At 49.0% G+C, this 24,483-nt stretch carries 23 protein-coding genes; 17 read left to right on the forward strand and 6 right to left on the reverse strand.

Translation table 11 applies throughout. The features are described from left to right. Positions 1 to 10 precede the first annotated feature (10 nt). From ACR64Q_RS12320 to ACR64Q_RS12370, 11 genes are read left to right on the forward strand one after another with little or no spacing between them, the layout of a single operon-like run. Positions 11 to 1,228: a type II secretion system F family protein gene (locus ACR64Q_RS12320; protein ID WP_026146875.1), complete on the forward strand. Its 1,218-nt coding sequence runs from the start codon at positions 11 to 13 to the stop codon at positions 1,226 to 1,228. 56 nt (positions 1,229 to 1,284) lie between these two features. Next, positions 1,285 to 1,710, forward strand: a complete 426-nt coding sequence (gene gspG, locus ACR64Q_RS12325; protein WP_026601132.1) for a type II secretion system major pseudopilin GspG — start codon at positions 1,285 to 1,287, stop codon at positions 1,708 to 1,710. Further along, positions 1,711 to 2,178 (forward strand): GspH/FimT family pseudopilin, encoded by a 468-nt coding sequence (locus ACR64Q_RS12330; RefSeq protein WP_026601133.1) that lies wholly within the window; start codon positions 1,711 to 1,713, stop codon positions 2,176 to 2,178. Next, positions 2,165 to 2,584, forward strand: coding sequence for a type IV pilus modification PilV family protein (locus tag ACR64Q_RS12335; protein ID WP_026601134.1), 420 nt, complete (start codon positions 2,165 to 2,167; stop codon positions 2,582 to 2,584). The genes ACR64Q_RS12330 and ACR64Q_RS12335 overlap by 14 nt, the downstream gene beginning before the upstream one ends. After that, positions 2,584 to 3,297: a prepilin-type N-terminal cleavage/methylation domain-containing protein gene (locus ACR64Q_RS12340; RefSeq protein WP_026601135.1), complete on the forward strand. Its 714-nt coding sequence runs from the start codon at positions 2,584 to 2,586 to the stop codon at positions 3,295 to 3,297. The genes ACR64Q_RS12335 and ACR64Q_RS12340 overlap by 1 nt, the downstream gene beginning before the upstream one ends. Then, complete coding sequence (locus tag ACR64Q_RS12345) at positions 3,290 to 4,270, forward strand: type II secretion system minor pseudopilin (RefSeq protein WP_313735009.1); 981 nt, start codon at positions 3,290 to 3,292, stop codon at positions 4,268 to 4,270. Before ACR64Q_RS12340 ends, ACR64Q_RS12345 begins: the two co-directional genes overlap by 8 nt. Beyond that, a complete protein-coding gene (locus ACR64Q_RS12350; protein WP_026601137.1) occupies positions 4,248 to 5,420 on the forward strand; it encodes a PilN domain-containing protein in 1,173 nt (390 codons plus the stop codon). Before ACR64Q_RS12345 ends, ACR64Q_RS12350 begins: the two co-directional genes overlap by 23 nt. After that, positions 5,417 to 5,995 (forward strand): type II secretion system protein GspM, encoded by a 579-nt coding sequence (gene gspM, locus ACR64Q_RS12355; RefSeq protein WP_020482252.1) that lies wholly within the window; start codon positions 5,417 to 5,419, stop codon positions 5,993 to 5,995. The genes ACR64Q_RS12350 and gspM overlap by 4 nt, the downstream gene beginning before the upstream one ends. Beyond that, a complete protein-coding gene (locus tag ACR64Q_RS12360) occupies positions 5,992 to 6,609 on the forward strand; it encodes a hypothetical protein (RefSeq protein ID WP_313735010.1) in 618 nt (205 codons plus the stop codon). Before gspM ends, ACR64Q_RS12360 begins: the two co-directional genes overlap by 4 nt. Further along, positions 6,599 to 8,869, forward strand: a complete 2,271-nt coding sequence (gene gspD / locus ACR64Q_RS12365; protein ID WP_313735011.1) for a type II secretion system secretin GspD — start codon at positions 6,599 to 6,601, stop codon at positions 8,867 to 8,869. Before ACR64Q_RS12360 ends, gspD begins: the two co-directional genes overlap by 11 nt. A 45-nt stretch (positions 8,870 to 8,914) precedes the next feature. Continuing rightward, complete coding sequence (locus ACR64Q_RS12370) at positions 8,915 to 9,661, forward strand: MgtC/SapB family protein (protein WP_313735012.1); 747 nt, start codon at positions 8,915 to 8,917, stop codon at positions 9,659 to 9,661. Positions 9,662 to 9,729: 68 nt separating this feature from the next. Here the strand turns inward: ACR64Q_RS12370 and ACR64Q_RS12375 are convergent, their stop codons facing one another. The 3 genes from ACR64Q_RS12375 to ACR64Q_RS12385 form a co-directional block, all read right to left on the reverse strand. Next, positions 9,730 to 9,942: a hypothetical protein gene (locus ACR64Q_RS12375; RefSeq protein ID WP_026601140.1), complete on the reverse strand. Its 213-nt coding sequence runs from the start codon at positions 9,940 to 9,942 to the stop codon at positions 9,730 to 9,732. A 288-nt stretch (positions 9,943 to 10,230) separates the two neighbouring features. Next, the gene (locus ACR64Q_RS12380; RefSeq protein ID WP_313735013.1) at positions 10,231 to 11,451 is read right to left on the reverse strand and encodes a M20 aminoacylase family protein; all 1,221 of its coding nucleotides are present in this window, start codon (positions 11,449 to 11,451) and stop codon (positions 10,231 to 10,233) included. Between the two features lie 18 nt (positions 11,452 to 11,469). Further along, positions 11,470 to 12,885 (reverse strand): sigma-54 dependent transcriptional regulator, encoded by a 1,416-nt coding sequence (locus ACR64Q_RS12385; protein ID WP_026601142.1) that lies wholly within the window; start codon positions 12,883 to 12,885, stop codon positions 11,470 to 11,472. A 228-nt stretch (positions 12,886 to 13,113) separates the two neighbouring features. Here ACR64Q_RS12385 and ACR64Q_RS12390 point away from each other — a divergent pair, with 228 nt between their 5' ends. Further along, positions 13,114 to 14,358 carry an HlyC/CorC family transporter gene (locus ACR64Q_RS12390; protein WP_026601143.1) on the forward strand — a complete coding sequence of 415 codons (1,245 nt, stop codon included), beginning with the start codon at positions 13,114 to 13,116 and terminating at the stop codon, positions 14,356 to 14,358. A 204-nt stretch (positions 14,359 to 14,562) separates the two neighbouring features. On the opposite strand, the gene corA is transcribed toward ACR64Q_RS12390, so the two are convergent. From corA to xrtA, 3 genes are all read right to left on the reverse strand, one after another. After that, positions 14,563 to 15,840 (reverse strand): magnesium/cobalt transporter CorA, encoded by a 1,278-nt coding sequence (gene corA / locus ACR64Q_RS12395; protein ID WP_026601144.1) that lies wholly within the window; start codon positions 15,838 to 15,840, stop codon positions 14,563 to 14,565. Between the two features lie 284 nt (positions 15,841 to 16,124). Continuing rightward, entirely contained in the window at positions 16,125 to 17,525 is a 1,401-nt protein-coding gene (locus tag ACR64Q_RS12400; protein WP_197026931.1) for a mannose-1-phosphate guanylyltransferase/mannose-6-phosphate isomerase, read from the reverse strand. Between the two features lie 152 nt (positions 17,526 to 17,677). Continuing rightward, on the reverse strand, positions 17,678 to 19,201 hold the full coding sequence (gene xrtA / locus ACR64Q_RS12405; RefSeq protein WP_313735015.1) for an exosortase A: 1,524 nt from the start codon (positions 19,199 to 19,201) through the stop codon (positions 17,678 to 17,680). A 260-nt stretch (positions 19,202 to 19,461) separates the two neighbouring features. Here xrtA and ACR64Q_RS12410 point away from each other — a divergent pair, with 260 nt between their 5' ends. The 5 genes from ACR64Q_RS12410 to ACR64Q_RS12430 all read left to right on the forward strand — a co-directional run bounded on the left by ACR64Q_RS12410 (position 19,462) and on the right by ACR64Q_RS12430 (position 24,446). Continuing rightward, positions 19,462 to 20,700 carry a hypothetical protein gene (locus ACR64Q_RS12410; protein ID WP_026601147.1) on the forward strand — a complete coding sequence of 413 codons (1,239 nt, stop codon included), beginning with the start codon at positions 19,462 to 19,464 and terminating at the stop codon, positions 20,698 to 20,700. A gap of 37 nt (positions 20,701 to 20,737) precedes the next feature. Then, positions 20,738 to 21,691: a glycosyltransferase family 2 protein gene (locus ACR64Q_RS12415; protein ID WP_026601148.1), complete on the forward strand. Its 954-nt coding sequence runs from the start codon at positions 20,738 to 20,740 to the stop codon at positions 21,689 to 21,691. Positions 21,692 to 21,747: 56 nt separating this feature from the next. Continuing rightward, the gene (locus ACR64Q_RS12420) at positions 21,748 to 22,971 is read left to right on the forward strand and encodes a glycosyltransferase family 4 protein (RefSeq protein ID WP_036275621.1); all 1,224 of its coding nucleotides are present in this window, start codon (positions 21,748 to 21,750) and stop codon (positions 22,969 to 22,971) included. Positions 22,972 to 22,991: 20 nt separating this feature from the next. Next, positions 22,992 to 23,564: a tetratricopeptide repeat protein gene (locus ACR64Q_RS12425; protein WP_026601150.1), complete on the forward strand. Its 573-nt coding sequence runs from the start codon at positions 22,992 to 22,994 to the stop codon at positions 23,562 to 23,564. 63 nt (positions 23,565 to 23,627) lie between these two features. Further along, a complete protein-coding gene (locus ACR64Q_RS12430) occupies positions 23,628 to 24,446 on the forward strand; it encodes an ABC transporter permease (RefSeq protein ID WP_026601151.1) in 819 nt (272 codons plus the stop codon). Positions 24,447 to 24,483: the final 37 nt, after the last annotated feature.

Raw genomic sequence — 24,483 nt, forward strand, 5'->3', positions numbered from 1 at the left:
AAGCAAATACATGCCTTTATTCTCCTACAAAGCCGTCAACAGTCAGGGTGTCGCCGAAGACGGTGTGCGTAATGCCGCAGACGAGCAGGCCTTGCTGCTGGAATTGCAAAACCAGGGCTTAATTCCCATCCGCATTGAGTTGGCGAAGGATAAGACCTTTCTGGGGTTCAAATTAAAGTCTGCCGGGGTCAAGCTTTCCCAGAAAGAAATCGGCATGCTAACTGGAGAGCTGGCGACTTTGCTGGAATCGGGTTTGCCGCTGGACCGCTCGTTGACGATTCTGATGCAGTTGACCGAAGAAAACCCGAAATTGAATAAACTGGTCGGCGAGGTTCTGGAAAAGGTCAAGGCCGGCAAGGCGCTGGCCGACGCGCTGGAGAGCCAGAGCGGGGTGTTTTCCAAGTTTTATCTGAACATGATCCGCGCCGGCGAAATGGGCGGCAATCTTGGCGGTGTGTTAATGCGTTTATCCGAGTATATGGAGCGCTCGCAAGAACTGAAAGATACGGTCAGCACCGCGCTGATTTATCCGGCGATTTTGTTGGTGATGTCCCTGGCATCCTTGTTCGTGATGCTGACCTTCGTGGTACCGCAATTTAAGGAAATGTTCGACAGCGCTGGCCAGGCCTTGCCGGTGCCAACTCAGATCGTCATCGGCCTGGCCGAGTTTCTGCAAAGTTATTGGTGGGTGCTGCTGATTGTTATTCTTGGCAGCGTGCAAACTATAAAATCGCAGTTGGCCGATCCGGCCGGCAAAAAAGCCTGGGACGGCCGGCTTTTGAAATTTCCGCTGTTCGGCGAGATCATCCTGACCATGGAAATAGCAAATTTCAGCCGCACCTTCGGCACTTTATTAGGCAATGGCGTGTCGATTTTAAAATCACTGGGCATAGTCCGGGAAACCGTCGGTAACATGGTGTTGGCGGATCTATTAGAAAATGCCGAAGCACAGCTCAAACAAGGCCGGACGATGTCGGACGCGTTGGCCCAGCAAAACCTGTTTCCCAAACTGGCGGTGCAAATGATTAAAATGGGCGAGGAAACGGGCAAGTTGGAGGAAATGCTGATGCGGGTAGCCACCATTTACGACAAGCAGCTAAAGACCACCATCCAGCGGATGCTGGCGCTGCTGGAACCGGCTTTGATTATTTCGTTAGGCTTGATGATAGGCGGCATCATCGTTTCCATTTTATTGGCTATTTTGAGCGTTAACGATTTGGCTGTTTAGGCCTACGGACGAATAAGCTCGCCCGTACCATCCATTTAATAGAAGGAGTTTTGCAAATGAAATACACGTTACGCCGCCACGGCGGTTTTACCTTGCTGGAACTGTTGGTGGTGTTGGGCATTATCGCCATGCTGGCCGGGATTGTCGGACCGCAGGTGATGAAACATATGGGCGCCTCCAAAACCAAAGCCGCCAGAGTACAAATCGAGGATCTGGCGGCGTCGCTGGACATGTACAAACTCGACGAAGGCCGTTATCCCACAGCGCAGCAAGGTTTGGCGGCGTTAGTGGAAAGACCCGCCGACGCCAAGCGTTGGAACGGCCCTTACTTGCGCAAGGACAAAATCCCGCAAGACCCTTGGAATCAGGATTATCACTACGTCTTCCCCGGCCAGCACGGTAAGTTCGATTTGTTCAGCTATGGTGCCGATGAAAAAGAAGGCGGCGAAGGCGAAGATCAGGACATCAACAGCTGGGAATAAATGACCGCCCTGCCCGCCCGCCAACACATGCAAGGCTTTACGCTGATCGAATTGATCATCGTACTGCTGATTAGCGTGCTGGCTTTCGCGGTGGTCGGCAGCAATATCGGCTCCGGCAACCGCAGTACCAAGTTGCAAGCCGTCGCCAGGGATATGGCCTCGGCCCTGCGTTACGCCCACGGCCAAGCCCTGATGACGCAAAAGCCGGTCAGCGTCGCAATCGATTTGCAAGACAATAGCTACAGCATCAGCAACCGCGATAAAACTTACCCGTTTGCCGAAGACATCGACGTGTCTCTGGTAGTTGCGGAGGAAGAGTTTAGCGACGGCGAACAAGGCCATATTCGGTTCTTTGGCGACGGCTCGTCCACCGGCGGCAGAATCACGCTGGAATGGGGTAATCAATTGCGCCGCATCGACGTGAACTGGATTACCGGCGAAGTCAGTATTTCCGATGCGGCGGCATAAAGGCTTTTCCCTGCTGGAAATTCTGGTCGCCTTTTCCATTATGGCGATTGCGCTGACCGTGCTGCTGCGCATCTTCGGCACCGGCGTAAACAATGCGGTTATTTCCGAGGAATACACTATCGCGGTGCAAATCGCCGAATCGCTGATGGCCCGCACTGGCGTGGAAACCGAGCTGACAGCCGGCGAAAGTCAGGGTACGGAAGGCGACAAATACGACTGGCAAATTACTGTCAGTCCAGCGACGCCAGCGCAATCCCGTGCCAGTCTGAGAGATATGGATACCGATCAGCAAAAGCCGGCGCCGGAGCTGATGTCGGTGCGGGTAGTGGTTGCCTGGGGCGAGGCAGAACAACCACGTTCCGTGGAATTGCATACCTTAAAGCTACAACAACCAGGTCCGGGCTAGTGCTGAACCGCTCATCCGTAAAAGGATTTACGCTGATCGAAATGCTGATAGCCATTAGCCTGCTGGGCATCATGGTGGTCTTGCTGTTCGCCAGTTTGCGGATAGCGGCGGAAAGCTGGAACAGCGGCGAAGCCAAAATCAGCGAAGTGAATAAAAAAGCCGTGGTTTACCAATTCTTCAAACGACATTTGAGTAATACCAAACCCTTCCCAGTCATCCAGGAAAACCAACAACAAAACGATCAACAACTGGGATCGCAAGAACTGCCAAAACTGGCTTTCGAAGGCTTGCCGCAAAGCATCAGCTTTGTCTCTGCGTTGCCGGCCGCCTCGGCACGCAAGGGCTTGCAAGTGTTTCATGTCGGCCTGGACCCACAGCAGCCGTCGACCCTTAAGGTAGCTTTAACCCCTTACCGGCAAACCGAATCGATACCTACCGATGCCGAACCGGTCGTATTGTTGGAAAATTTACGGCATTTCAAAATCAGCTACTTTGGCGCATCGGCTGACAGCATTGACGGTAATGGCGCTTGGCTAGACGAATGGCAAGGACAAGCCACCGGCCAGTTACCCAAACTGGTAAAAATCAGCATCTCGCTAAATGACGACAGTTTTTGGCCGGACATGATATTTGCGTTAAAAATCAACGGCCAGCCGAATGCGGAAGCGTTGCTCGGCGAACAAAACCAACAGCCCGGCATTGCGAATGAATAGCATGCTTCGTGCACAGGCAGCCCATCGGCAAAGCGGCCTGGCGCTAGTGATCGTCATTTGGATTTTGACGCTGCTGAGCCTGATGGCCGGCAGTTTTGCATTGAGTATGCGCAGGGAAAGCAGCGTCGCGGGCGCATTGAAAAACAATGCCCAAGCACAAGCACGTGCAGAAACCGGTTTAAGTATTGCCCAATTCATGCTGCAACAGGCCGATCCCGACCAGCGTTGGCACGCGGATGGCAGCATCTATCGGATACCGGGCAACGATAGCGAAATTCGTATCAGAATTCTCGCCGAATCCGGCAAAGTCGATATCAACGCCGCCGAGGAACCCTTATTAAAGGCCTTGATTAGTTCGGTAAGCGACGACGAAAAACTCCAGCAGAATTTATTGGACGCCCTGCTGGATTGGCGGGATGCCGACGATGAACCGCGTCCGCACGGCGCCGAAATAAAACAGTATCGGCAGGCCGGACTGGCTTATCAGCCCAGCAATCAACCTTTTCAATCCCCGGAGGAGTTGCAATTGGTGCTGGGCTTTAACGCTGATATTTTCGAGAAACTTCAACCGTGGATCACTATCTACTCCGGACAAGCGGAATTAAACTTGCGGCTGGCACCTCCGGAGTTACTGCAAATGGTTGGTGATAGCCTCAAGGAACAGAATATCCATGATGTATACTTGGACAAGCGTTTGGCTGAATCGGCTGCGGCGGACGATAACACGGCCGAGCAAACCGATCCGGCATTGGCGGATGAAGAGCAAACGTATACTATTATGGTGCAAACCCTGCTGGAAGATCAGGCGACGGCCGCTATCGAAGCAGTGGTAAGAATCCAGAACCAAGACCCCAGCCAAGCGCCCTACCAAATCCTGGATTGGAAACAAGGTCAGCAAATATTGGCCTTATTCGACTCGGCCAAGGAATCCCAGCTAATTACCGTTCAAGATGAATTTACAAACCAGCATTGATTTCGATCTGAAACGTTTCTTCCAGTGGTGGGGGCGAGAGTTGGCGTTTTTGGTACCGAATCGTCTCAGATCCTTGCTGACAGACCGCAGTGGCGCACTTGTATTCAGCACCGCCGACGCTGATTTTCAAATCAATTTTTACCTCGAGGCCCAACAGCAAACCCCAATGGCGTGGCTGCTGGACATCAACATTGCGGACAGTTATCAAACCTTGAAGGCCCAACATCCGGACTTTGAAAAAGCCGAATCGATCTTACGCCTGGACCATACACAGGCACTAAAAAAGGTCGTCTATTTACCCGCTGCCGCGCAAGAAAATCTGCAACAAGTCGTCGGCTTTGAATTAGACCGCTATACACCGTTCAAGGCCGAGCAAGTCTATTTTGCCGCCATCCCGCTCGGCAAAACCGAGCATGGTCAAATTGAAGTATTACTGGTATTTACGCCTAAAACCGTACTGGACGAGCAACTGGGCAAACTACAAGCTTTGGGGATACAGCCGGTGCGGGTGGATTTTTGCCACGCCAGCACCGTCAGCCCTGCCGATGCGCCTGACTACAATTTACTCCCGGAACGCTACCGGCCGCGCGGCAACGCCTTGGCTCAAGCCACTCACTGGCTGCTGAACAGCTTACTGTTATTATTGTTTCTGGCTGTATTGATCTGGCCGGTGTGGCAGGAAGGCCAAGCCGTCGATGTATTGAAAAATCATATTAAAACGCTGGAAAAAGAAACTCGCGTGATAGAAGAACAACAGCATGAAATCGATGCCCTACGCCAGCAAACCCAACGTTTGATAGACATTAAAACCCAGTCTCCCGCTCTGGTTGCGGTATTGAATGAACTCAGCACCTTATTAAAAGATGACAGCTGGTTGACGCATTTTCAATTTGCAGACAAACGCCTGCAAATCCAGGGTCAATCGCCGGCCGCGTCTTCCTTGATCGGTTTGTTGGAAAGTTCCGCATATTTCAGCAATGTCAGTTTCGTATCGCCGTTGACCCAGGACAAAGCCACCGGGCGAGAGCGCTTTCAAATCAGTATGGATGTTAGCCCGCCACCCGTCGCGCCTGCTCAGGATGCCGAGGCGACAACCACCAGCGATCCCGACCCTGCTGAATCTGAGGCAAACGGAGAGTCCAAGCAATGAATGACGCGCGTTATCAACGCTGGCTGGCGCTATCACTATTGGGATTGGTGTTATTTAGCGTAATATTTCTGGTTTTGCTGCCTTTATTCAGCAGTTGGCTGGATTATCGCGAGCAAAAAAACGACCTGCTGTTTCGTTTGCAACGTCAGCAAGCTATTGTTGCCCGCCGCGACAGCGTTGCCCAAAACCTGGAATCATTGAATCAGCAATACCAGCAGCAAGGCTATCTGAGCGACAGCGACACCGAAGCGCTGGCCTCGGCCGAGTTGCAAAACATCGTCAAAACCGCGGTAACGGAAGCCGGCGGCCAACTGACCAGCACGCAAGGTTTGCCGGGCAAGGCCGAAGAGGATTTTGTCCGCGTCGCCGTGAAAGTGCGGATGAGCGGCAGCATCGAAGCATTGCGCGCGGTGTTGCATAGTCTGGATACCAATATGCCCTTGTTACTGGTCGATCAATTGGACATTTCCCCGGTACGCGGCGCGCGTAACCGCACTACCAACAAAATGGACCCCAGTTCTCAGTTGAATGTCAGTTTTGAAGTCATCAGCTTTATGCGAGCCAAGACCTCATGAACCAAAAGCTGATCAGATTGCAATTACTGGGTTGCGGCGCGCTGAGCCTGCTGTTGGCAGCGGAATGGACTTATAGTCGATTTACGTTAAAGCAATTGCAAACACTGCTGGAGCCGCGCCCGCAAACCGAATCCCCGGCCGAGCAACTGCCCAATATCGCCGATAATAGCGGCTCTGCGGAAACTTACAGCGATATAGTCGATAGACCTTTGTTTGTCGAAGGCCGAAAGCCTGTCGCCGAAACCAATCCGACCGATAATTTGCAAACTCAAGATTCAGGGCAAATCGACGACTGGGAGTTAATCGGCGTTTACGATAAAAATAACAAGCCGACCGCCTTGTTTAGAAAGCGCAACGAAGCCAAAAAGTTTTTAAAAATAACCGAAGAACAAAGCATATCCGGTTGGCTGCTGAAGCAAATACAAGCCGACCATGTGCTGCTTCAGCAAGGTGGCCAGGAAAAATCGGTCGTATTGAGAAAACCGCGTGCGCAAGTCAAGCCTCCCGTACCGGGTAAGCCAGCCTTACCGCCCAGACCGCCGCACCCCAACGCCGTTGCCAAACCTATAGAACCAGTACCCAATGAAAATCCCGAGAACATCAATGACAACTAAAAAAATCAACATTTCTCCAATGTTGGCGTTGGCGCTTTCCATGACCGGCTGTGAATTTATCGGCCCGCAATTGCATGAAAAACTGGCTATTGCCGATAGCAAACCGGCTCAAGAAGACACCTTGTTGATTCCGGAACTGGCTAACGACGCCAATAAAAACGCCGAAAATAGAATCACCAAAGTCGAAATGTACCCTAGCGGCGAAGCGAGCATCGTCCCCCAAGCCAGCCACCACGGCGGCGGCAAAACCAGCGGTAAGGGCGAATACAGTTTGAATTTCGATGACGCCGATCTGGGCGAAGTGGCTAAAGTAATACTCAGCGACATTCTGGGCCGGAATTACACCATCAGTCCGCAAGTGGTCGGTAAAGTTACCTTGCAAACCTCCAAACCGTTAAGCAAGGACGAGCTGATCCCAACCCTGGATATGCTGCTGAGCTTGAATAATGCCGCCCTGACCGAACAAGGCGGCATGTATTTAATTAAACCGTCCAACGAAGCCTTGTACAGCAGCTCAATCAGCTCTCTGTCCGGCGCCAAGATGCCCAATGGTTATCAGGTACGGGTAATTCCGGTAAAAAATGTCGCAGCCTCGGAACTGGCGGACATATTGAAACCGTTATTGCCGGAAAAATCCTTGCTGCATGTCGATCCGAACCGAAATCTGATTTTGGTCGCAGGCTCCGGCGCGGAAATTTCTAGGGCACTGGATGTGGTCAATACCTTTGATGTCGATATTTTAAAAGGCCGCTCCTTTGCTTTGTTTACCCCGGCTAACGTCAGCGCCGGCAAAATCATTGAAGAGCTGGAACAAATCTTCAACACTAAAAAGTCCAAAGACGACGAAGCCAGCTTTTTCCGGTTTATAGAGATAGAAAGGCTTAACGCGGTATTAGCCGTCACCCATCAAGCCGGTTATCTGAAGGACATTGAAAACTGGGTATTTCGGCTGGATCGGATCAACACGGCGGCAGCCGGCGGCGTGAATGTCTACCGGGCGCAACATGTCAGCGCTACGGATTTGGCCGAGACCTTAAGCAATATTTTCGGTAGCGGCGGTTCCGGTAAATCCAGCAAGGCTTCCATCGCTTCCGGCCGTAAATCATTATCGGCCACCAATAAAAAGTCCGACAGCTCATCGAGTAGTAGTACGGGCGGCGCTAATCGGCAGCAGGATTCGATGAGCGATAGAACGCTTGGCGACCGAACCAAAGACAAAAACAGCAGCGGTAGCGGCGCACTCGGCGGCAGCTTAAGCAGCAGTTCGGGCGGCAGCAATAACAACGACATGCCCAATGTAAAAATCATCGCCGATGAAGGCAATAACGCCCTGATTATTGTCGCGACAGCTCAAGAATACGCGGTGATCGACCGCGTGCTAAAACAATTGGATGTACTGCCACTACAAGTAATGATCGATGCGACGATTGTGGAAGTGACGTTAAACGATGACTTGAAATACGGTCTGCAATGGTATTTCAGCCACAATAATGGCGGCACCAACCAGATAAACGGCGGCTCCGTACAAGGTTTAAACTTGGTTGATTTGACAAAAGATGCGGCAAAAGCGCTTTCAACTGGCGGTTTTTCCTATGCGTTTTCCAGCGGTTCCAAGGATATTCAAGCCGTGTTGAACGCCAGTGCCAAAAACAATAACGTAAATGTCATCTCTTCACCGTCCTTGATGGTATTGAACAACCAGGAAGCCACGATCAAAGTCGGTGATTCAGTGCCAATTCGCTCCTCGGTTTCCACCCCCGTTACATCTAGCGGCGTTAACAATAACCCTATCCAAACTAGTTCCATTCAAATGGTGGATACCGGTGTGAATTTATCGGTTAGACCCAGGGTTAATGCCGGTGGACTGGTTCTGATGGACATATTGCAAAGCGTGAATCAGGCTATTAAAACCACGACCAGCGAAACCATCGACTCGCCCACCATTCAAAAACGAGAAATCGAAAGCAGTGTTGCGGTGCAAAGCGGCGAAACCATCGTCCTGGGCGGTTTGATTAAGGAAAACAACGATTATTTGCGTGACGGCGTGCCGCTGCTGCACGAGATACCATTAATCGGGCCGCTTTTCGGCGGTACGACGCGTAACAAGGACAAAACCGAATTAGTAGTACTGCTCACCCCACGCGTGATGAAAAGCCGCCAAGATGCTCGGGATATTACCGACGAATTCAAACGAAAACTATCAGGCATCTATTATCAAAAGCCTATTGAAATCAATGTTGACGTGGAAACGGTGCAATAGGCTCAAACCTGTAGCCCTTATCCGCCCAAAAACCGGACGGTAAACATGAATCCAATCTCGCCGGACCGGCTGATTTCGTTTTGGTCGATTGCCCAATTGGAAGCCAGCGTGGTGATACTGATGAATATCGTCGGCGCCCTGTTTTTGGGCATGGTGGTGGGCTACGAACGCTCCTATCACGGCCGGGCCGCCGGCATGCGCACCTATGGACTGGTGTGCATGGCTTCCGCGGCGGTAACGGTTATCGTTGGTTACCCGCAGTTCTGGTTTGGCGGCTTATTGCCGCTCACCACTACCGCAGACCCCACTCGGGTTATTCAGGGCATCGTGACGGGTATCGGTTTCTTGGGTGCCGGCGTGATCATGAAGGAAGGTCTGAACATCAGCGGCCTGACGACCGCTGCATCAATTTGGGCGTCTTCGGCCATCGGTATTTTATGCGGCGCCGGGTTTTATTTTGCGGCAATTTTGTTGGCTTTAATTGCGTCGGCGACGATGATATGGGGCGGGCGAATCGAGGCAGCCTTGCCTTCCAGGCATGCAGTGTCTGTCATTTTGCGTTTTCAAACCGGTTATCGCCCCAATCAGACCGAGATCAATGATTTGGCAAATGTCTTGGGGTATAGATTGGCCGAAGGCTCGATTACCGTTATCAGTAACAATAAACAAGAAGAGTGGCATTTGGTTTTTATTGCAACCGGTAATCATAAAATATCGATTCCTGCGATTGCTGAAAGCCTGGAACGCTGCGATTTTCTCAGCGGTTATCAAGTCGCCTTTGCCCGAAACTGAGCTTCAGGAAACAGGGAATCGATAAGATACCCTGCCTCCTCGCCGAATTTCTTAGTTGAATTGCCGGGTTATTCCAATACGTTTTTCACACACTGTCTGGCGAAAGTATTAATCGATAGCGTATCGCTTAAGTATTGGTTGAATAAACCGTTGATATCGACTGGGTTGAGATACACATAAACGCCGCAGCCCGTTAGCGCGATAAATTGCTGACTCAGCGTTTCAACGAACAAAGTGCGTGTGTTGCTGAGTTGTGTGATTTCGTTGCTTGAGGTTTTCATGACATCCACCTAATTTGCTGGTTAAACCCAACAACCAAGCAGCATAATCCAAGCCAAATCATCTCCGATTACTCTTCAATAATCTGAACGCAAACGGGAAACCGTCCAAGTACCCCAAAAGGCCTGCTGTCTGTAATTCAAAAGCAATCTAGACTGACTCTTTCCCTGGGTTAATACTTTCTTTTTCCATGAGCTATATATGGAAAACTGCGTACTGACATGGCAATTTTGTCGCAAAAACTGCCAGAGTTGTCACAGAAATGGCATTTTCAGCTCGTTTGGCAGCCATTATTCGGCTGGCAGACAGGCTTCCACCAATCTCACCCAATAGGTTGCTCCCAGCGGCAAAATATCATCGTTAAAATCGTAACTGGTGTTATGCAGGGTACAAGGACCGGCGCTATGGCCAATACTACGATGATCGCCCGAGCCGTTGCCGATGAAGCAGTAGCTGCCGGGTAACTTTTGCAGCATAAACGCAAAATCTTCTGCGCCCATCGTGGCTTTTTGCTCCAAAACATGCCGGTCGCCAACAATAGAGGTCATTACGCTACGGGACGTTTCGACTGCCTCACGATGATTAACAGTCGGCGGATAACTACGTTTAAATTCAAAATCACATTCCATCCCATGTGCCAAACAAATATGCCGGGCAATTTCCCGCATGCGAGTTTCAATCAAATCCAGTAGTTGATTGGAAAATGTCCGTACCGTACCGGCCAGTACGCAGGTATCGGCGATGATGTTGGTCGCCTCGCCGGCGTGCACCATAGTTACTGAAATCAAACCGCTATCCAAGGGATTGGCGCTGCGGGTCAGGATGGTTTGAAACGCCATAATCATTTGCGCCGCCACCGGCACCGGGTCCAATCCCAAGTGCGGCAATGCCGCATGACAGCCCTTGCCGCGGATGACGATGCGAAAGGTATTCAAGGATGCCATCACCGGTCCGGGACTGACGGCAAATTGTCCGGCCGGCAATTCAGGCCAATTATGCATGCCGTAAACCGCCTGCATCGGAAACAATTCGAACAGGCCGTCCTTGATCATCTCATCGGCGCCGCCACCGCCCTCTTCCGCAGGTTGGAATATCAGATAGACAGTCCCGTCAAAATCACGCTGGGTTGCCAAATATTGCGCCGCAGCCAACAGCATAGCGGTATGGCCGTCATGCCCGCAGCCGTGCATTTTGCCTGGGTGCCGCGAGGCATGCGCAAAGCTGTTTTGTTCATGCATCGGCAAGGCGTCCATATCGGCACGCAAGCCGATAGCCTTGTCGGAACTCCCTGCTTTGATGATCCCGACTACACCGGTTTTACCCAAGCCGCGATGAATAGGAATCCCCCATTCAATCAACTTTGCCGCGACCAGCTCGGCGGTACGCACTTCCTCGAAGCACAACTCCGGGTGGGCGTGTATATCGCGGCGCAATTCGCGGATACCGGCAATATTGGCTGCAATTTCCGGTATCAGAACAGCTGGCAACGATTCAGCATGGAGTGTATTCATTGGGAAGTAAAAACCGGTCTAAGCCGCATCGGTTTTGCGCAGCTTTTCCACGAGCGTAGTTCTGCGCATGTTCAGCAGTTTGGCGGCATGGGCGACAACGCCATTACATTCCTCCAACGCTTGACGGATCAATTCGTTCTCAAGATCGGTCAGGTACTCCTTAAGATCGATACCTTGCTCCGGTAAATGTACTGCCGTGACAGCGCCAGGGGTCGGCATCGCCAGCGCTTCCCGCTCGGCCGGCCGCACGATGTGAATGTCTTGCTCGGGCATTGATATCTGCACGCCTTCCGGCACTTCATAAGCCTGAAATTTTTCCGGTAAATCGCCGACATCGACACTAGCATCCGGGCTAATGATAGCCAAACGCTCGATCAAATTTGACAGCTCTCGGACGTTACCGGGCCAACTATGCTGCATCAAGGTGGCAATTGCGCGGGGCAATAAACTGACGGTTCCCCTATTGGCGGCTTCCATGCGGGCAACCAAATCGTTGATTAAATAAGGTATATCTTCCGCTCTTTCCCGCAAGGCAGGCACTTCGATCGGAAACACATTCAGACGGTAAAATAAATCCTCGCGAAAGCGCTTTTCGGCGATTTCTTGTTCCAGGTGGCGATGCGTCGCGGCAATAATCCGCACATCGCAATGGATGGTTTTATTACTACCGACGCGCTCGAAGGTGCGTTCCTGCAATACTCTTAACAACTTAACCTGCATCGGCATCGGCATATCACCGATTTCATCCAAAAACAGCGTACCGCCTTCCGCCATTTCGAAACGACCTTGCCGCGAAGTCAACGCGCCGGTAAATGCGCCCTTCTCGTGACCGAACAATTCGCTTTCCAGGAGTTCACCGGGAATAGCGCCGCAATTGACCGGCACGAATGGCCTGTCTCGCCGCGCAGAGGCACGATGTAGCGCTTGCGCCACGACTTCCTTACCTGTGCCGGATTCGCCGAGAATAAGCACCGTGGCGTCGGATTTGGCGACTTGATCGATTTGAGCGCGGGTTTTTTGAATGGCCTTACTTTTACCTGCCAAGCCTTTATCCGGTAGAGACTTCTTAGTGGATTGAACGGGCTGCGGCAAGCTATCCAACAATTGAATCAACTGCGGGTAAACAGTCGGCCACTCCAAGATTTTGCTGACCATTTGTTGAATGGCACTAACCACTTGCGGCCCACCCGCGTCCACCAGCAAAACCACCGGCATATCGCCGACACTTTCGGTGACCGTTTTGATCAAGTTGGCTTGCTTGTCTCCGCCGCAGCCGACAAATACCGCATCGAAATCACCGTGCTCTCTGAGCACCGCTTCGAAATCGCTACTGGCAACCGTCTCCACCCGATATTCCAAAAACTGGAGTATCCCTTCCACTTGCTGACTGCGGTGGGTGTTGTCATCAATGAGCAAAATTTCTGGCAAAGCCATGCGTATATTCTCTGCAAACTACGTTGTTTTAAGGCGGAAGGGTGTTGCTGATTTTAAGTTAAGCATCGAATCCGATTATTGTCAAAATGACCCCATTTCAAGCTATTGCATAGTTTAGTTCATGTTGTTTACATCGATTGACTAATCAGCCCTGCAATTTTGCAGCTTGACAAATTTTCCACAACATAGAAACTAGCTTAATGTTTAACAGCCAAGAGCCCTGTTGCCTTGAACGACATATCCTTGAGTGTACTGCTCGGTATACTGGCAGCCCTACTTATCATTTCAGCTTTTTTTTCCGGATCTGAAACCGCCTTGATGACTCTGAATCGTTATCGGTTGCAGCATTTGGTGAAGAAAAATCATAAGGGCGCTATTAAAGCCCATCAACTCCTGAAAAGGCCGGAACGTTTGCTAGGCCTTATTCTGCTGGGCAACAACTTTGTCAATATCCTGGCATCGTCATTAACAACCTTAATAGCCATCCGTGTTAGCGGAGACAACGCTATAGCCCCGGCTATCGGCCTGCTGACTTTCGGCATGCTGGTATTTTCAGAAGTAACCCCAAAAACCTTGGGAGCACTCAAACCTGAGTTACTGGCGTTACTGTCCTCCTGGATTTACATTCCATTATTAAAGATTTTTTATCCATTAGTATGGATGATTAACTCTATATCCAGCCTGTTATTGTGGCCGTTCGGTATTAAAAGCACGAGTAATGCGTCTATCGAATCGCTTAATAAAGACGAGTTAAAAAGCATCGTGTCGGACGCCAATCATTTGCCGACGCGCTATCAAAATATGCTGCTGAGTATTTTAGATCTGGAATCCGCCAGCGTTACCGACATCATGACCCATCGCAATGAAATTGTCGGTATCGATCTGGAAGAATCGGTAGAAGAGATTATCAAGCAGCTACAAAATAGCCCGCATACTCGCCTACCGGTATACAAAAAAAATATAGACCGAGTGATAGGTTTTCTACATTTACGTACGATTTTGGCGCAAATTAGTGACCCTGATTTTGATAAACACAATATCACTAATAGCCTGTCCAAGCCTTTCTTCATTCCGGCGAGCACTTCGATTCATAAACAGATGCAAATCTTTAAGGCCGAGAAATTACGTATTGGCCTGGTGGTAGATGAATACGGAGACGTGCAGGGATTAGTGACGCTCGACGACTTATTGCAAGAGATCGTCGGTGAATTGGTTTCGGAAGAACCCGATATAAAAATGCAAAAAGACGGCAGCTATCTGGTGGATGCCGGCGTAACCATCCGCGAACTGAATCGGATCACCCACTGGGATTTGCCGACCGAAGGCCCAAAAACCTTGAATGGCTTGGTAATCGAATATATGGAAACTATTCCGGAACCGGGTACCAGTGTGAAGTTGCATGGACATATCATTGAAATAATTAAGCGTGATGAAAACGCTATCAAGTTGATTAAATTCAATCCCAAACGCTGACCAAAATTTATTTTAGGCAAAAAAAAGGCAGTTATTTTTAATAACCGCCTTAGAAGCAATAGGAAGAAATATAACGCAACTTTTAACTATCAAACCGAACGAAAAAGCTAGGTTAATGATAGTGGCGAAAATTTCAAATTCAAATGTGGCATATTGTCGCAGGCTGCATTTGAGCTTTAAATGGGCCAGAAGTATGCCAATCGCTCATCTCAACCAACCCTTCCTTTTAAAGAAAATAAACGGCAACAATACCGAGACAGTCATCAATCCGAGTGCAAAAGGATAGCCAAGTATCCACTGCAATTCCGGCATATTCTCAAAGTTCATACCGTAAATACTGGCAATCAAGGTGGGCGGCAACATTGCCACCGAAGCCACCGAGAAAATTTTAATCACTTTATTTTGATTAATATTGATAAAACCGACCGTTGCATCCATCAGGAAGTTGATCTTGTCGAACAAAAACGCTGTATGGCTATTAAGTGATTCTATATCGCGCAAAATTTGCTGCGCATCTTCCAACTGCGTGGTATTCAGCAGTTTGCGGCGAATCAAAAACGACACGGCGCGCTGAGTATCCAGCATATTCCGGCGGATTCGACCATTTAAATCCTCCTCTTCGGCAATATCGGTCAAAATATCCGCGGCTTCTTCGTCGCTAATATCCTGGCTTAATACTTTTTTGCTGACAATTTCCAACTGTTCGTAAATATTCTCCAGCGCATCCGCGGAATACTCGGCTTCGGCACCGTATAAATCCAGCAACATATCCTTGCAATCCGAGACAAAGCCCGGCTGCGTGCGTGCGCGTAAACGCTGTAAACGAAATACGGGCAATTCTTCACTACGTACCGAAAACAGCATATCTCCGCGCAATATGAAGGCGACCGGTACACTGCGCGACTTGCCTTCACGATCCAGTAAAAAATCCGAATGTATATGAATTTCGTGCTGATCCTCGACGTAGAACCGGGCGCTGGCTTCCAAATCGGTCAAATCCAGGGGGTCCGGCAACTCCAGGCCATAATGTTGCCCGATAAGCAGCCGCTGCGCCTTGCTTGGCGCCAACAAATCGATCCAGATCGGCTTGATGGCATACAAATCGTGGCGGCAGGTGATAGCGACCTTAGCGAGGCGACCTTCGACCAACTCGAATGCGCTCATTTGTCCCACGCCACAATGCGGTTCTCGGTCGCCGACCAATTCCTCGCGCAAGGTATCGGACAATTCCCAAAGCACATCGTCCTGTCTGGCTTCCTCGACCTGCTGCCAGACCAAGTTCGCATCCTCTAGGTCCAGAGCGTGCAGAATTTGACCTATTTCGATAGCAGTCAGCCGGGCCAACAGACTACGCAGTTCCACCATGTGCTGCTTTTGTACCAAAGCAGTGATCAGCTTACGGCGCGGCATAGGCTGATTGTTCAGCATGCCTTCGACAAGCTTATGTTTTTTCAACAAATCGTTGATTGTTTGTAGCGACAAGAGCAACTCCGGAATAAAGCAAGCACCAAATTTTTTATTCGGCGGGTATAAAACGGCTAACTTTAAACCAAAACGCTGACAAAAAATCCTTCGCCGCTCTTCGTTGAACGGCGAACTTCAGTAAATTTAGACAAAAACACTTAATTTTGGTGACACATCGAACGATAGAATCATGCAAATCATCTGTTCACAATGGCCGAGTAATGCCGTTTGGCAGATGCTTTACACGAGATGCAGTCGTCAAAAAGCGCATCTTGGCGCCGCGATAAGCAGACAATTCCGAGTTAAATACGGCCGTATTGATCTTCGTAACGGACGATATCGTCTTCGCCGAGATAGCTGCCGGATTGGACTTCCACCATTTCCAACGGAATCACTCCCGGGTTCTCCAGGCTGTGAATAACGCCCAAAGGGATATAAATCGATTCGTTCTCGGTGACTAAAATTTTCTCACCGTTTTTATCCACCCAGGCAGTACCTTTGACGACCACCCAATGCTCTGCGCGGTGATGATGCTTTTGTACCGATAGTTTCGCACCAGGCTTCACGACTATACGCTTGGTTTGATGGCGCTCACCGGCATCGACTAAATCGTAATGCCCCCATGGTCTGTAAACCTTCCGATGCACGCTGGCTTCACTGCGTTTCAATTTTTTCAGTTGATCGACTACTTCCTTGACGTCTTGCACTCTATCCTTCGCGGCAATCATGACCGCATCGTCAGTTTCGACCACCACCAAATTATCCACACCGATCACCGCTACCAATTTGTTGGCCGAGTGAATATAGGAATTGCACGTATCTACCGTCAACACATCGCCTTTGATGGCATTGCCGGCCGCGTCTTTATCGGTTACATCCCAAAGTGCGGACCAGGAACCGACATCGTTCCATTCCGCATCCAACGGGATCACCACCGCCTTATCGGTTTTTTCCATCACGGCGTAGTCGATGGAATCGGATGGGCACGTCGAAAAAATCTGCTTATCCAAACGCACAAAATCCAAATCGGGTTTTGCCGCCCGCAAGGCTTCCCTGCAAACCTCCAGCATTTCCGGATTGTATTTTTCTAACTCACGCAAAAAACAACCGGCTTTAAAAGCAAACATACCGCTGTTCCAGAAATATTCGCCAGTTTCCAGATAGCGCTGCGCGGTTTGCAAATCGGGCTTTTCAACAAATGCGGCAACTTTATAAGCTTCACCATAGCGGGTATCGCCGCGCTTGATGTAGCCATAGCCGGTTTCCGGCTCGGTCGCGACGATTCCAAACGTCACCAAAAGATCCTGTTTCGCCAACAGTTCGGCTTGAACCACCGCGCGATGAAAAGCGGCGCGATTACCGACCACATGGTCAGCCGGCAAAATCAACAATACATCGTCTTCGGAGCGTGCACTCAATGCAGCCATCGCTACGGCCGGTGCGGTATTTTTCCCGACAGGCTCCAAAATAATAGCAGCAGGTTTGATTCCGATTTCCCGCATTTGCTCTGCGAGCATAAACCGATGATCTTCATTACAAACCGCAATTGGCGCTTGTAAGCCGGCAACGCCATCAAGCCTTAAAATGGTTTCCTGAAGCATGGTGTTGCCGGACACCAAGGGTAAAAATTGCTTAGGATACTGACCACGAGACAAAGGCCATAGCCGAGTTCCTGAACCACCTGATAATACTACCGGGATCATAATGTCGTTTTCCTTACGGGCTGAATGAAAATGGGTTGGGCTAGTCTAACATTTAGATGACTGTTGGGGTCAAGCCTTGGATTAGGCCATTTAAGCCGAAAATTTGCCCCTTCGTTTTCATTGAATTGTCACAATAAACTCGGCGCAGCCTTTTAACGACAACAGGCTACCGCGAGCTGTTTCAATTTTTGCCGGGCCAAATCGTAATCGCCATCCGGGGTTTCGGTATACAACACGACAAGCAACTCAGCGGATGCGTCACCTGACAATCGTTTCAGCAATTGCCACCATTTAGCCAGATAGGCATTGGCAGTACTTTTGTCGCCAACCCGGTACCAACGCTCAACCAACAAACTCCGATGCGTACTGTTTAGCACCGCTTCTTCAATATCGCCGTTTTTATCGGCTGCCCACTGCATCGCAATGACGTCGTCATGCAGCATCCGCCATACCGGATGTTTTTGCGGGACCAGATAATTTTGCGAATTGACCAGTTCACCGCCTTGGGTTTCATCGCCAAAATTGGCAAAATACATACCGACTATCGTTTGACCATCGCTCAAATAAACCTTGGCATCCGCCACCACGCCCTTAAAACTAGGCTCCCATCCCCAATCTGGCGCTGCAACCGGCTGCCAATCAGGCAAAGTCGGCCGGCTAAAGCACTCGGGTACATCAATGTGAGCGGCCTGTAGTGCGGATAAGCCTTGTGACATAAAGGGCCAAATGAAAACGCATAAAGCGGTTATCGTTAAGGCCGGCCAATAATGTTTGTAAACCGTTGCAGAATCAGCAAGATTGGAGTCAAACGCCAAATCTGGGGTTGATGCGGCGGCCGCCCCTGCATCCTTATCGTGCCAAAAAGAGCCAAAATAAAACAATCCAAACATGACAATCCCAAAAAACACCCAGCCGTAAACGATGTGATCCACTCCCGCAGCCAGTTTCATGTCACTGAAATGGCCAATCATCACAATCAAATAGGCGCGCAGACCGTTAGCTAAAATCGGGACCAAGAAGGAGAGCGTAATGAAGATGGTCCGCTTCTTGTAACTGCTGTAATTTAGATACGCATATACCGAACCAAGTGTTAGCGATGAAATCAAATAACGTAAACCACTGCATCCCTCTACCACCGACCAATTACCCGAGGTTAGCGTAAAAAACAAGCCTTCCCTGTAGACACTCATTCCCGTTAGCCTTATCAGCGTAACAACAAAGGTGGCAGTGTATTCCATTAAAGGCGGAATAAACGCTTCCCCGAATGGCACCATCAAAAATAAAAATACTATCGGAAATAACATTTGCGAGATGACATGACTACCAAGCGTGGCCCAAAAACCACCGACCAAAACACCAACCACTGCCCATTGCTGAATCACCGCAACATGCACCAAATCGGCAATTAACCAGCCAAATCCGCTGACGACGATAAACAACAAACCTAATCTACTGAAAGCCGGCCGTAAATCTCGATAGTGCTCCCGGCGCGACCAAATCAACCAAAGACTAACCGGAGCCACTAAAAAACCGTGCGTGAATGTGTCGGATCGAGACCAAATAGCGACAATTGCTGCCCAAGTCTCAAAAAAAGCCGCTACTGAAACCAGTGTAACCAACACGATGCCCAGCAGCGGTTTACGCCAGTGATCAGGCAGTCCTAAAGCTTTTAACATTCTATTTCCTCTGCTATTTAGAGTTTTGTTATGGTTACTCAACTACGAACGCCCGCGTCGTCTGTATGCTACAGAGCCTAGACTCATTCCAAAGTTTAGCGAATTGCTATTTATCGCTGCTATCATAAGCCAGCTGATATATCGACCACATTTAAAGTTTGTACTGTAGTTTTCAGCTAGTTCGCGAATCTCTGCTACGATGAAAGTTCGGTGCGGTAGTAGACCGAATATTCAGGCTTTTTAATTATTAAACAAAATCTATGGCAGTTCTGTTTTTTTTAGGTTTCTGGCTGGCCTGCCTTACGGCCTTATGGCTGTGGAAAAAAACCCTATTTATCGCTACCTGGCGTGAGCCCTATTTTGCCGATACGCCGGTTTTAATCGAAAGCGACGACTGGGGTCCAGGTGGCGACTTCCACGCAGCACGTTTAACACAGCTTCTCTCCATGCTGGCTCAACACAAAGACTCTGTGAACCGCTCTGCGATACTTACCGCCGATATGGTCTTGGCGGTTCCGGATTTAGCAAAGATCGAATCCACGGGCCAGTACCACAGACGCATGCTGGACAAAGACTTCCCGGCCATTTTTGAAGCCCTACAACAAGGCATACAGCAAGACACTTTAGTGCCGCAACTACATGGAATGGAACATCTAAACGGCAAGGCTTTCGCCGAATTATGCCGGCAGCAAGACCCCCGCCTCGCAACCGCCCGTGCAAGCAAGGATTGGTGGGACTGGGAAAAACTGGATTCGCCGCTACAAGGCCATTATGTAGATGGAAGCAATTTACCGACCAAAGCCATTAACGCTAAGGATGCCAATTCACTGGTCGCCAATGCCATGCAATGTTTTACCAGCATGTTCGGCTATCCCAGCCTCAGCACGGTCGCCCCGTGCTATTTATGGAACGATGAGATTGAACAAAGTTGGCAACAGCAAAATATCATCGCCATTCAAACTGCCGGCTACCGCTGTACCGGGCGCGATGAAACCGGACATTATTTTCAGGATCCTCCGCTGATTCGGGTCGGCAATACCAATCGTTTGGCACAACTGTACCTGGTTCGTAACGTAATGTACGAACCAGTTGACGGCAAAAACACACCGGCTAGCGCATTTGCCGAAGCTGAAATTGCTTATCGCCAAGCCCTGCCTGTGAGTATTTCCACGCATCGCTACAATTACACGCGATCAGAGGACGAATGCCAACAGGCTATAGGTGGATTAGACCATCTTTTAGGGCAAATCAGGGCGAATTTGCCTAACGTTCGCTTCTTGGCGTCCCCAGAACTTGGCGAATTCTTGCAAAATAAAACCGACAATATCGTTAATCGTTTCAATCAGCGTCAATGGCCAACAATTAGGTTAGCGGCTACTTACCGTAAAACCGGTGCATTTCTATACCGTCTATACTATAGACATAGAAAATTAGCGCTGATCGGTTATTGCACCGGATTAATTGTACCGGCGTGGTTGATTTGCAAAACCAGTTCATAATAATTCTAAAGTATCGAAAATTTTTGATTAGCCCAAAATGAAAATCAGCGCCGTCATTCCAGCGTATAACAGCGCGAAATTCATTCGTGCCGCCATCAACAGCATTCAGGCGCAAACCAGCAAAGTTGACGAAATCATCGTGGTGGATGATGGCTCAACGGACAACACCGAACAAGTCGTTGAGGAGTTTGCCAATGCCGTCATTTATCACAAACAAGCCAATCAAGGCCCGTCCGCCGCGCGCAATAAAGGCATAGAATTGGCTAGCGGTGACTGGATTGCATTCCTGGATGCCGATGATCAATGGACAGTGGACAAAACCACCAAGCAAATCCAAGCACTGCAACGTAATCCGGAACTCCACCTGATTGCCGGCGATATGACGGAAATCGACAACGACGACCAACTGCTAACCCAATCGGTGTTAGCCAAACATCAAATGCTGGAAAATTTCCAACATCTGGCCGGAAAGCCAGTTCCCAACGCCCTTGCCGCTCTAATGAAGAAAAACTTTATACCGACGGGTACCGTTTTGGTGAAGCGCCAAACCTTGCTTGAAGCAGGCATGTTCAATACCGAGATTCGCTATGGCGAGGACTTGGAATTGTGGGCAAAAATTGCCACGTTTCACCCAGTAACCTGCCTTCCCGACATTTTGATGTTGCGCCGTCAGCACGGCGACAATGCCACCCAAGCCAGCGAACGTATGTTAGTTGACTTGACCAAGGTCACGGAGTCTATTCGGAACTTTGCCTCACCCCAGCTAATTGCCCAAGGCGTTTCGCCAAATAGTTTAGTGGCGGAAGCGCAATGGACGCTTGGCTACTGGTATTTTAGCGGCGGCAATAATGCCAAAGCCAGAGAGGCATTTAAAAGAGGCCTTTCCCAAAATTTGACACTTAACAATCTACTCTATCTGATCGTCAGCATCTTGCCAGCCAGCTTAATTAATGCGTTACGTGTCACTAAACAAAAATTCGCAAAATCCTGAGTATATGAGAATATTCCCTAACGCTTTCTACGCTGATGTTGCCAAATTCTGATTCCATGCCGACCAATAACCTCCCAAAAAGAATTATCTATGTCGAGAACGGAATTGGTTATGGTGGCGCCATTATCTGTTTGAGGCATTTAGTCAGAAATCTTGATCGGGGCCGCTTTCTACCTCTTGTAATTACAGGACGCAACGGTCCGCAATATCAGGAGATTGCCGATGAAGCCTTATGGAAACACATCCCGGACCGTCATATAGACATCGTGGCGTGGCGTACAAAAGCCGAATCGGCACAATGGTTAAACAAAGTCCCACTACTTAGGTTTTGCGTTAATCAGCTAATAGCCAGAAGCGACGACTTATTTAATTTTTTACCGTTTTTTCTCCACTTGCTTTGGACTGCATGGCGGTTCAAAGCCGACCTAATACATGCCAACAACGAGCCACTTTGTAACAGAGCAGCACTATTGGTATCCAAGATTTTGCGCATCCCCAGTATTTGCCACGTCCGTGGTAACCCTGACGGACCGCATTCGGCGCGTTGGGCTTATTCCCTACCCGATCATTTTGTGTCCGTCTCCCATTGGGTTGCCGACAGCATGCGTGAAAAATTAGCCGTGCCTGACGAGAAAATTAGCGTGGTCTATGATGGCATCGCTTTGGATAAGCTGAACAACCAAGCAAGCGGCTCGTTATTTAGGCAACGATTCGATTTACCGGAAAATGTGTTTATCGTAGGTTTAGTAGGTTTACTTATTCCTTGGAAAGGGCAGCAACTATTTATTGATGCGGCTAAAATACTGCAAGACAAAATACCCCGTTTAAAAATGCTGATTGTAGGTGGAACGCCAGACGATTGCATCCCTTACGAACAAGAGCTTAGAGAACGTGTGAGACGGGAATCATTGTCGGATACCGTCAACTTTATCGGCCACGTCAGTGACATGATAGAAGCCTATAAAGCTCTGGATATTGTGGTCTCAGCATCCACTAGCCCCGAACCGTTGGGCACGGTCGTCATCGAAGCGATGGCGTTAGGCCGGCCTTTAATCGTACCAAACCATGGCGGTGGCGCTGAAATGGTTGAAGACAATCAAACCGGACTGCTGTTTAACAGCGGTGACGCGGAGAGTTTGGCAGCCTCTATCCTTAAGTTTTACCGATCCAGCGAGTTGATGAATCTGTTAGCCAGTAATGCCCGGACCAAAGCATTAGCAACTTTCGACGTCCGGCAGCACACAGAAGCGATACAAACCATCTATCAAAAGTATTTATAAAACAGCATTCAAGCAAATTCATGCGCGAGAAAAAAATCAGATTACTTACATTGCTATTTATTGCCTGTATCCGGAATGCGGCAGCCGACTACCCGAAAACCGACGCCGATTATGCATTCCTGCCACCGTACTGCAAGGCGCGCGCATCCGATCAAAAATCGCCTGACTACCAAAGCTGGAACCGAAAGCTCGGAGACGACTTTATTCATATCCACCACTATTGCGCAGGCTTACACACCATGAATTTAGCGTTCAGAACCCATGACGAAGCTGAAAAACAGTCTAAATACCGCATGGCAGTAGGAGATCTTCTATACGTACCGGATCACGCCTCGCCTACTTTTAAGTTAATGCCAAAAATATTTTACGATGTCGGTCAAGCCTACCAATTCATGGGAGAAATCGATGAAGCAATTGCGGCCAACTTAAAGAGTATTTCGCTTGATAAAAACAACTCTTTTCCTTACGCCGCCTTGAGTAGTTTGTATCAAAGAAAAAATATGAAAGCAGAAGCTAAAAGCATTTTAGAAAAAGGTTTGGAACACAACCCCAACTCAAAAATCTTGCTTAAACGCATGAAGAATTTCAAATAATCCCCATCTCTAATTAAAAGCTTAACCGCTACCGATTGGATTATTCAGTTAAAATAAATACCCATGTTACGAATCGCGAAAAATTTATACACCTACAGAGAGCTGATAGCCGCACTCACCTGGAAAAACATCGTTATCCGCTATAAACAAGCATACCTCGGAATTTTATGGGCTGTATTAAAGCCTATTATGCTAATGCTGGTCTTTACGTTGGTTAAAGGTTTTGTGGGCATAGAAACCGGTGGGTTACCTTATCCGCTTATTACGTTTGCGGCACTAATACCTTGGGTATTTTTTCAGGAATCGGTTTCTGAAGGAGTCAATAGCGTCACTTCTAATGCCAATTTGATCAAGAAAATATATTTCCCGCGCGAAGTTTTTCCGTTAACCGCGATGGTTACCAAACTGGTGGAATTAGTTATCAGTTTTGCGATTTTGGCTGTCATGATGATTTATTATCATGTGATGCCCACTTTGCATGCGGCCTGGATACCTGTTTTCGTGCTGTACACCATGATAGTCGCCTTAACAATCAGCTTCTTTGGCGCAGCGATGAATGTATACTACCGCGATATAGCTCAAGCAATACCAATAGCATTATCTTTATTGATGTATGGTTCCCCAGTCATATATCCGTTGAGCTTGGTGCAAAAGAAATTAGTTATAGAACAAGCAGCGGGCGCGTGGTCCAATGATCTGTATTTTTTATACACACTTAATCCTTTAGTGGGCATTATAGATGGATTTCAAAGTGTTTTAATTAGGGCAACCGAGCCCGATTTAAATGTAATTTATCCCGGATTAATTTTGATTTTGGTAATACTGCCGTTCAGCTATTGGTTCTTTAAGCGCGCGGAAAGTTGGTTCGCCGATGTCATATAATATTCGGCAAAAACTTCAAAATTACATTATTAATTAA

The sequence above is a fragment of the Methylomonas sp. 2F7 genome, from assembly GCF_057126975.1.

Coding starts and splice junctions, on each gene's coding strand:
- ACR64Q_RS12320 (WP_026146875.1), top strand. CDS start 11: ATGCCTTTATTCTCCTACAAAGCCGTCAACAGTCAGGGTGTCGCCGAA.
- gspG (WP_026601132.1), top strand. CDS start 1,285: ATGAAATACACGTTACGCCGCCACGGCGGTTTTACCTTGCTGGAACTG.
- ACR64Q_RS12330 (WP_026601133.1), top strand. CDS start 1,711: ATGACCGCCCTGCCCGCCCGCCAACACATGCAAGGCTTTACGCTGATC.
- ACR64Q_RS12335 (WP_026601134.1), top strand. CDS start 2,165: ATGCGGCGGCATAAAGGCTTTTCCCTGCTGGAAATTCTGGTCGCCTTT.
- ACR64Q_RS12345 (WP_313735009.1), top strand. CDS start 3,290: ATGAATAGCATGCTTCGTGCACAGGCAGCCCATCGGCAAAGCGGCCTG.
- ACR64Q_RS12350 (WP_026601137.1), top strand. CDS start 4,248: ATGAATTTACAAACCAGCATTGATTTCGATCTGAAACGTTTCTTCCAG.
- gspM (WP_020482252.1), top strand. CDS start 5,417: ATGAATGACGCGCGTTATCAACGCTGGCTGGCGCTATCACTATTGGGA.
- ACR64Q_RS12360 (WP_313735010.1), top strand. CDS start 5,992: ATGAACCAAAAGCTGATCAGATTGCAATTACTGGGTTGCGGCGCGCTG.
- gspD (WP_313735011.1), top strand. CDS start 6,599: ATGACAACTAAAAAAATCAACATTTCTCCAATGTTGGCGTTGGCGCTT.
- ACR64Q_RS12370 (WP_313735012.1), top strand. CDS start 8,915: ATGAATCCAATCTCGCCGGACCGGCTGATTTCGTTTTGGTCGATTGCC.
- ACR64Q_RS12375 (WP_026601140.1), bottom strand. CDS start 9,942: ATGAAAACCTCAAGCAACGAAATCACACAACTCAGCAACACACGCACT.
- ACR64Q_RS12380 (WP_313735013.1), bottom strand. CDS start 11,451: ATGAATACACTCCATGCTGAATCGTTGCCAGCTGTTCTGATACCGGAA.
- ACR64Q_RS12385 (WP_026601142.1), bottom strand. CDS start 12,885: ATGGCTTTGCCAGAAATTTTGCTCATTGATGACAACACCCACCGCAGT.
- ACR64Q_RS12400 (WP_197026931.1), bottom strand. CDS start 17,525: ATGATCCCGGTAGTATTATCAGGTGGTTCAGGAACTCGGCTATGGCCT.
- xrtA (WP_313735015.1), bottom strand. CDS start 19,201: ATGTTAAAAGCTTTAGGACTGCCTGATCACTGGCGTAAACCGCTGCTG.
- ACR64Q_RS12410 (WP_026601147.1), top strand. CDS start 19,462: ATGGCAGTTCTGTTTTTTTTAGGTTTCTGGCTGGCCTGCCTTACGGCC.
- ACR64Q_RS12415 (WP_026601148.1), top strand. CDS start 20,738: ATGAAAATCAGCGCCGTCATTCCAGCGTATAACAGCGCGAAATTCATT.
- ACR64Q_RS12420 (WP_036275621.1), top strand. CDS start 21,748: ATGCCGACCAATAACCTCCCAAAAAGAATTATCTATGTCGAGAACGGA.
- ACR64Q_RS12425 (WP_026601150.1), top strand. CDS start 22,992: ATGCGCGAGAAAAAAATCAGATTACTTACATTGCTATTTATTGCCTGT.
- ACR64Q_RS12430 (WP_026601151.1), top strand. CDS start 23,628: ATGTTACGAATCGCGAAAAATTTATACACCTACAGAGAGCTGATAGCC.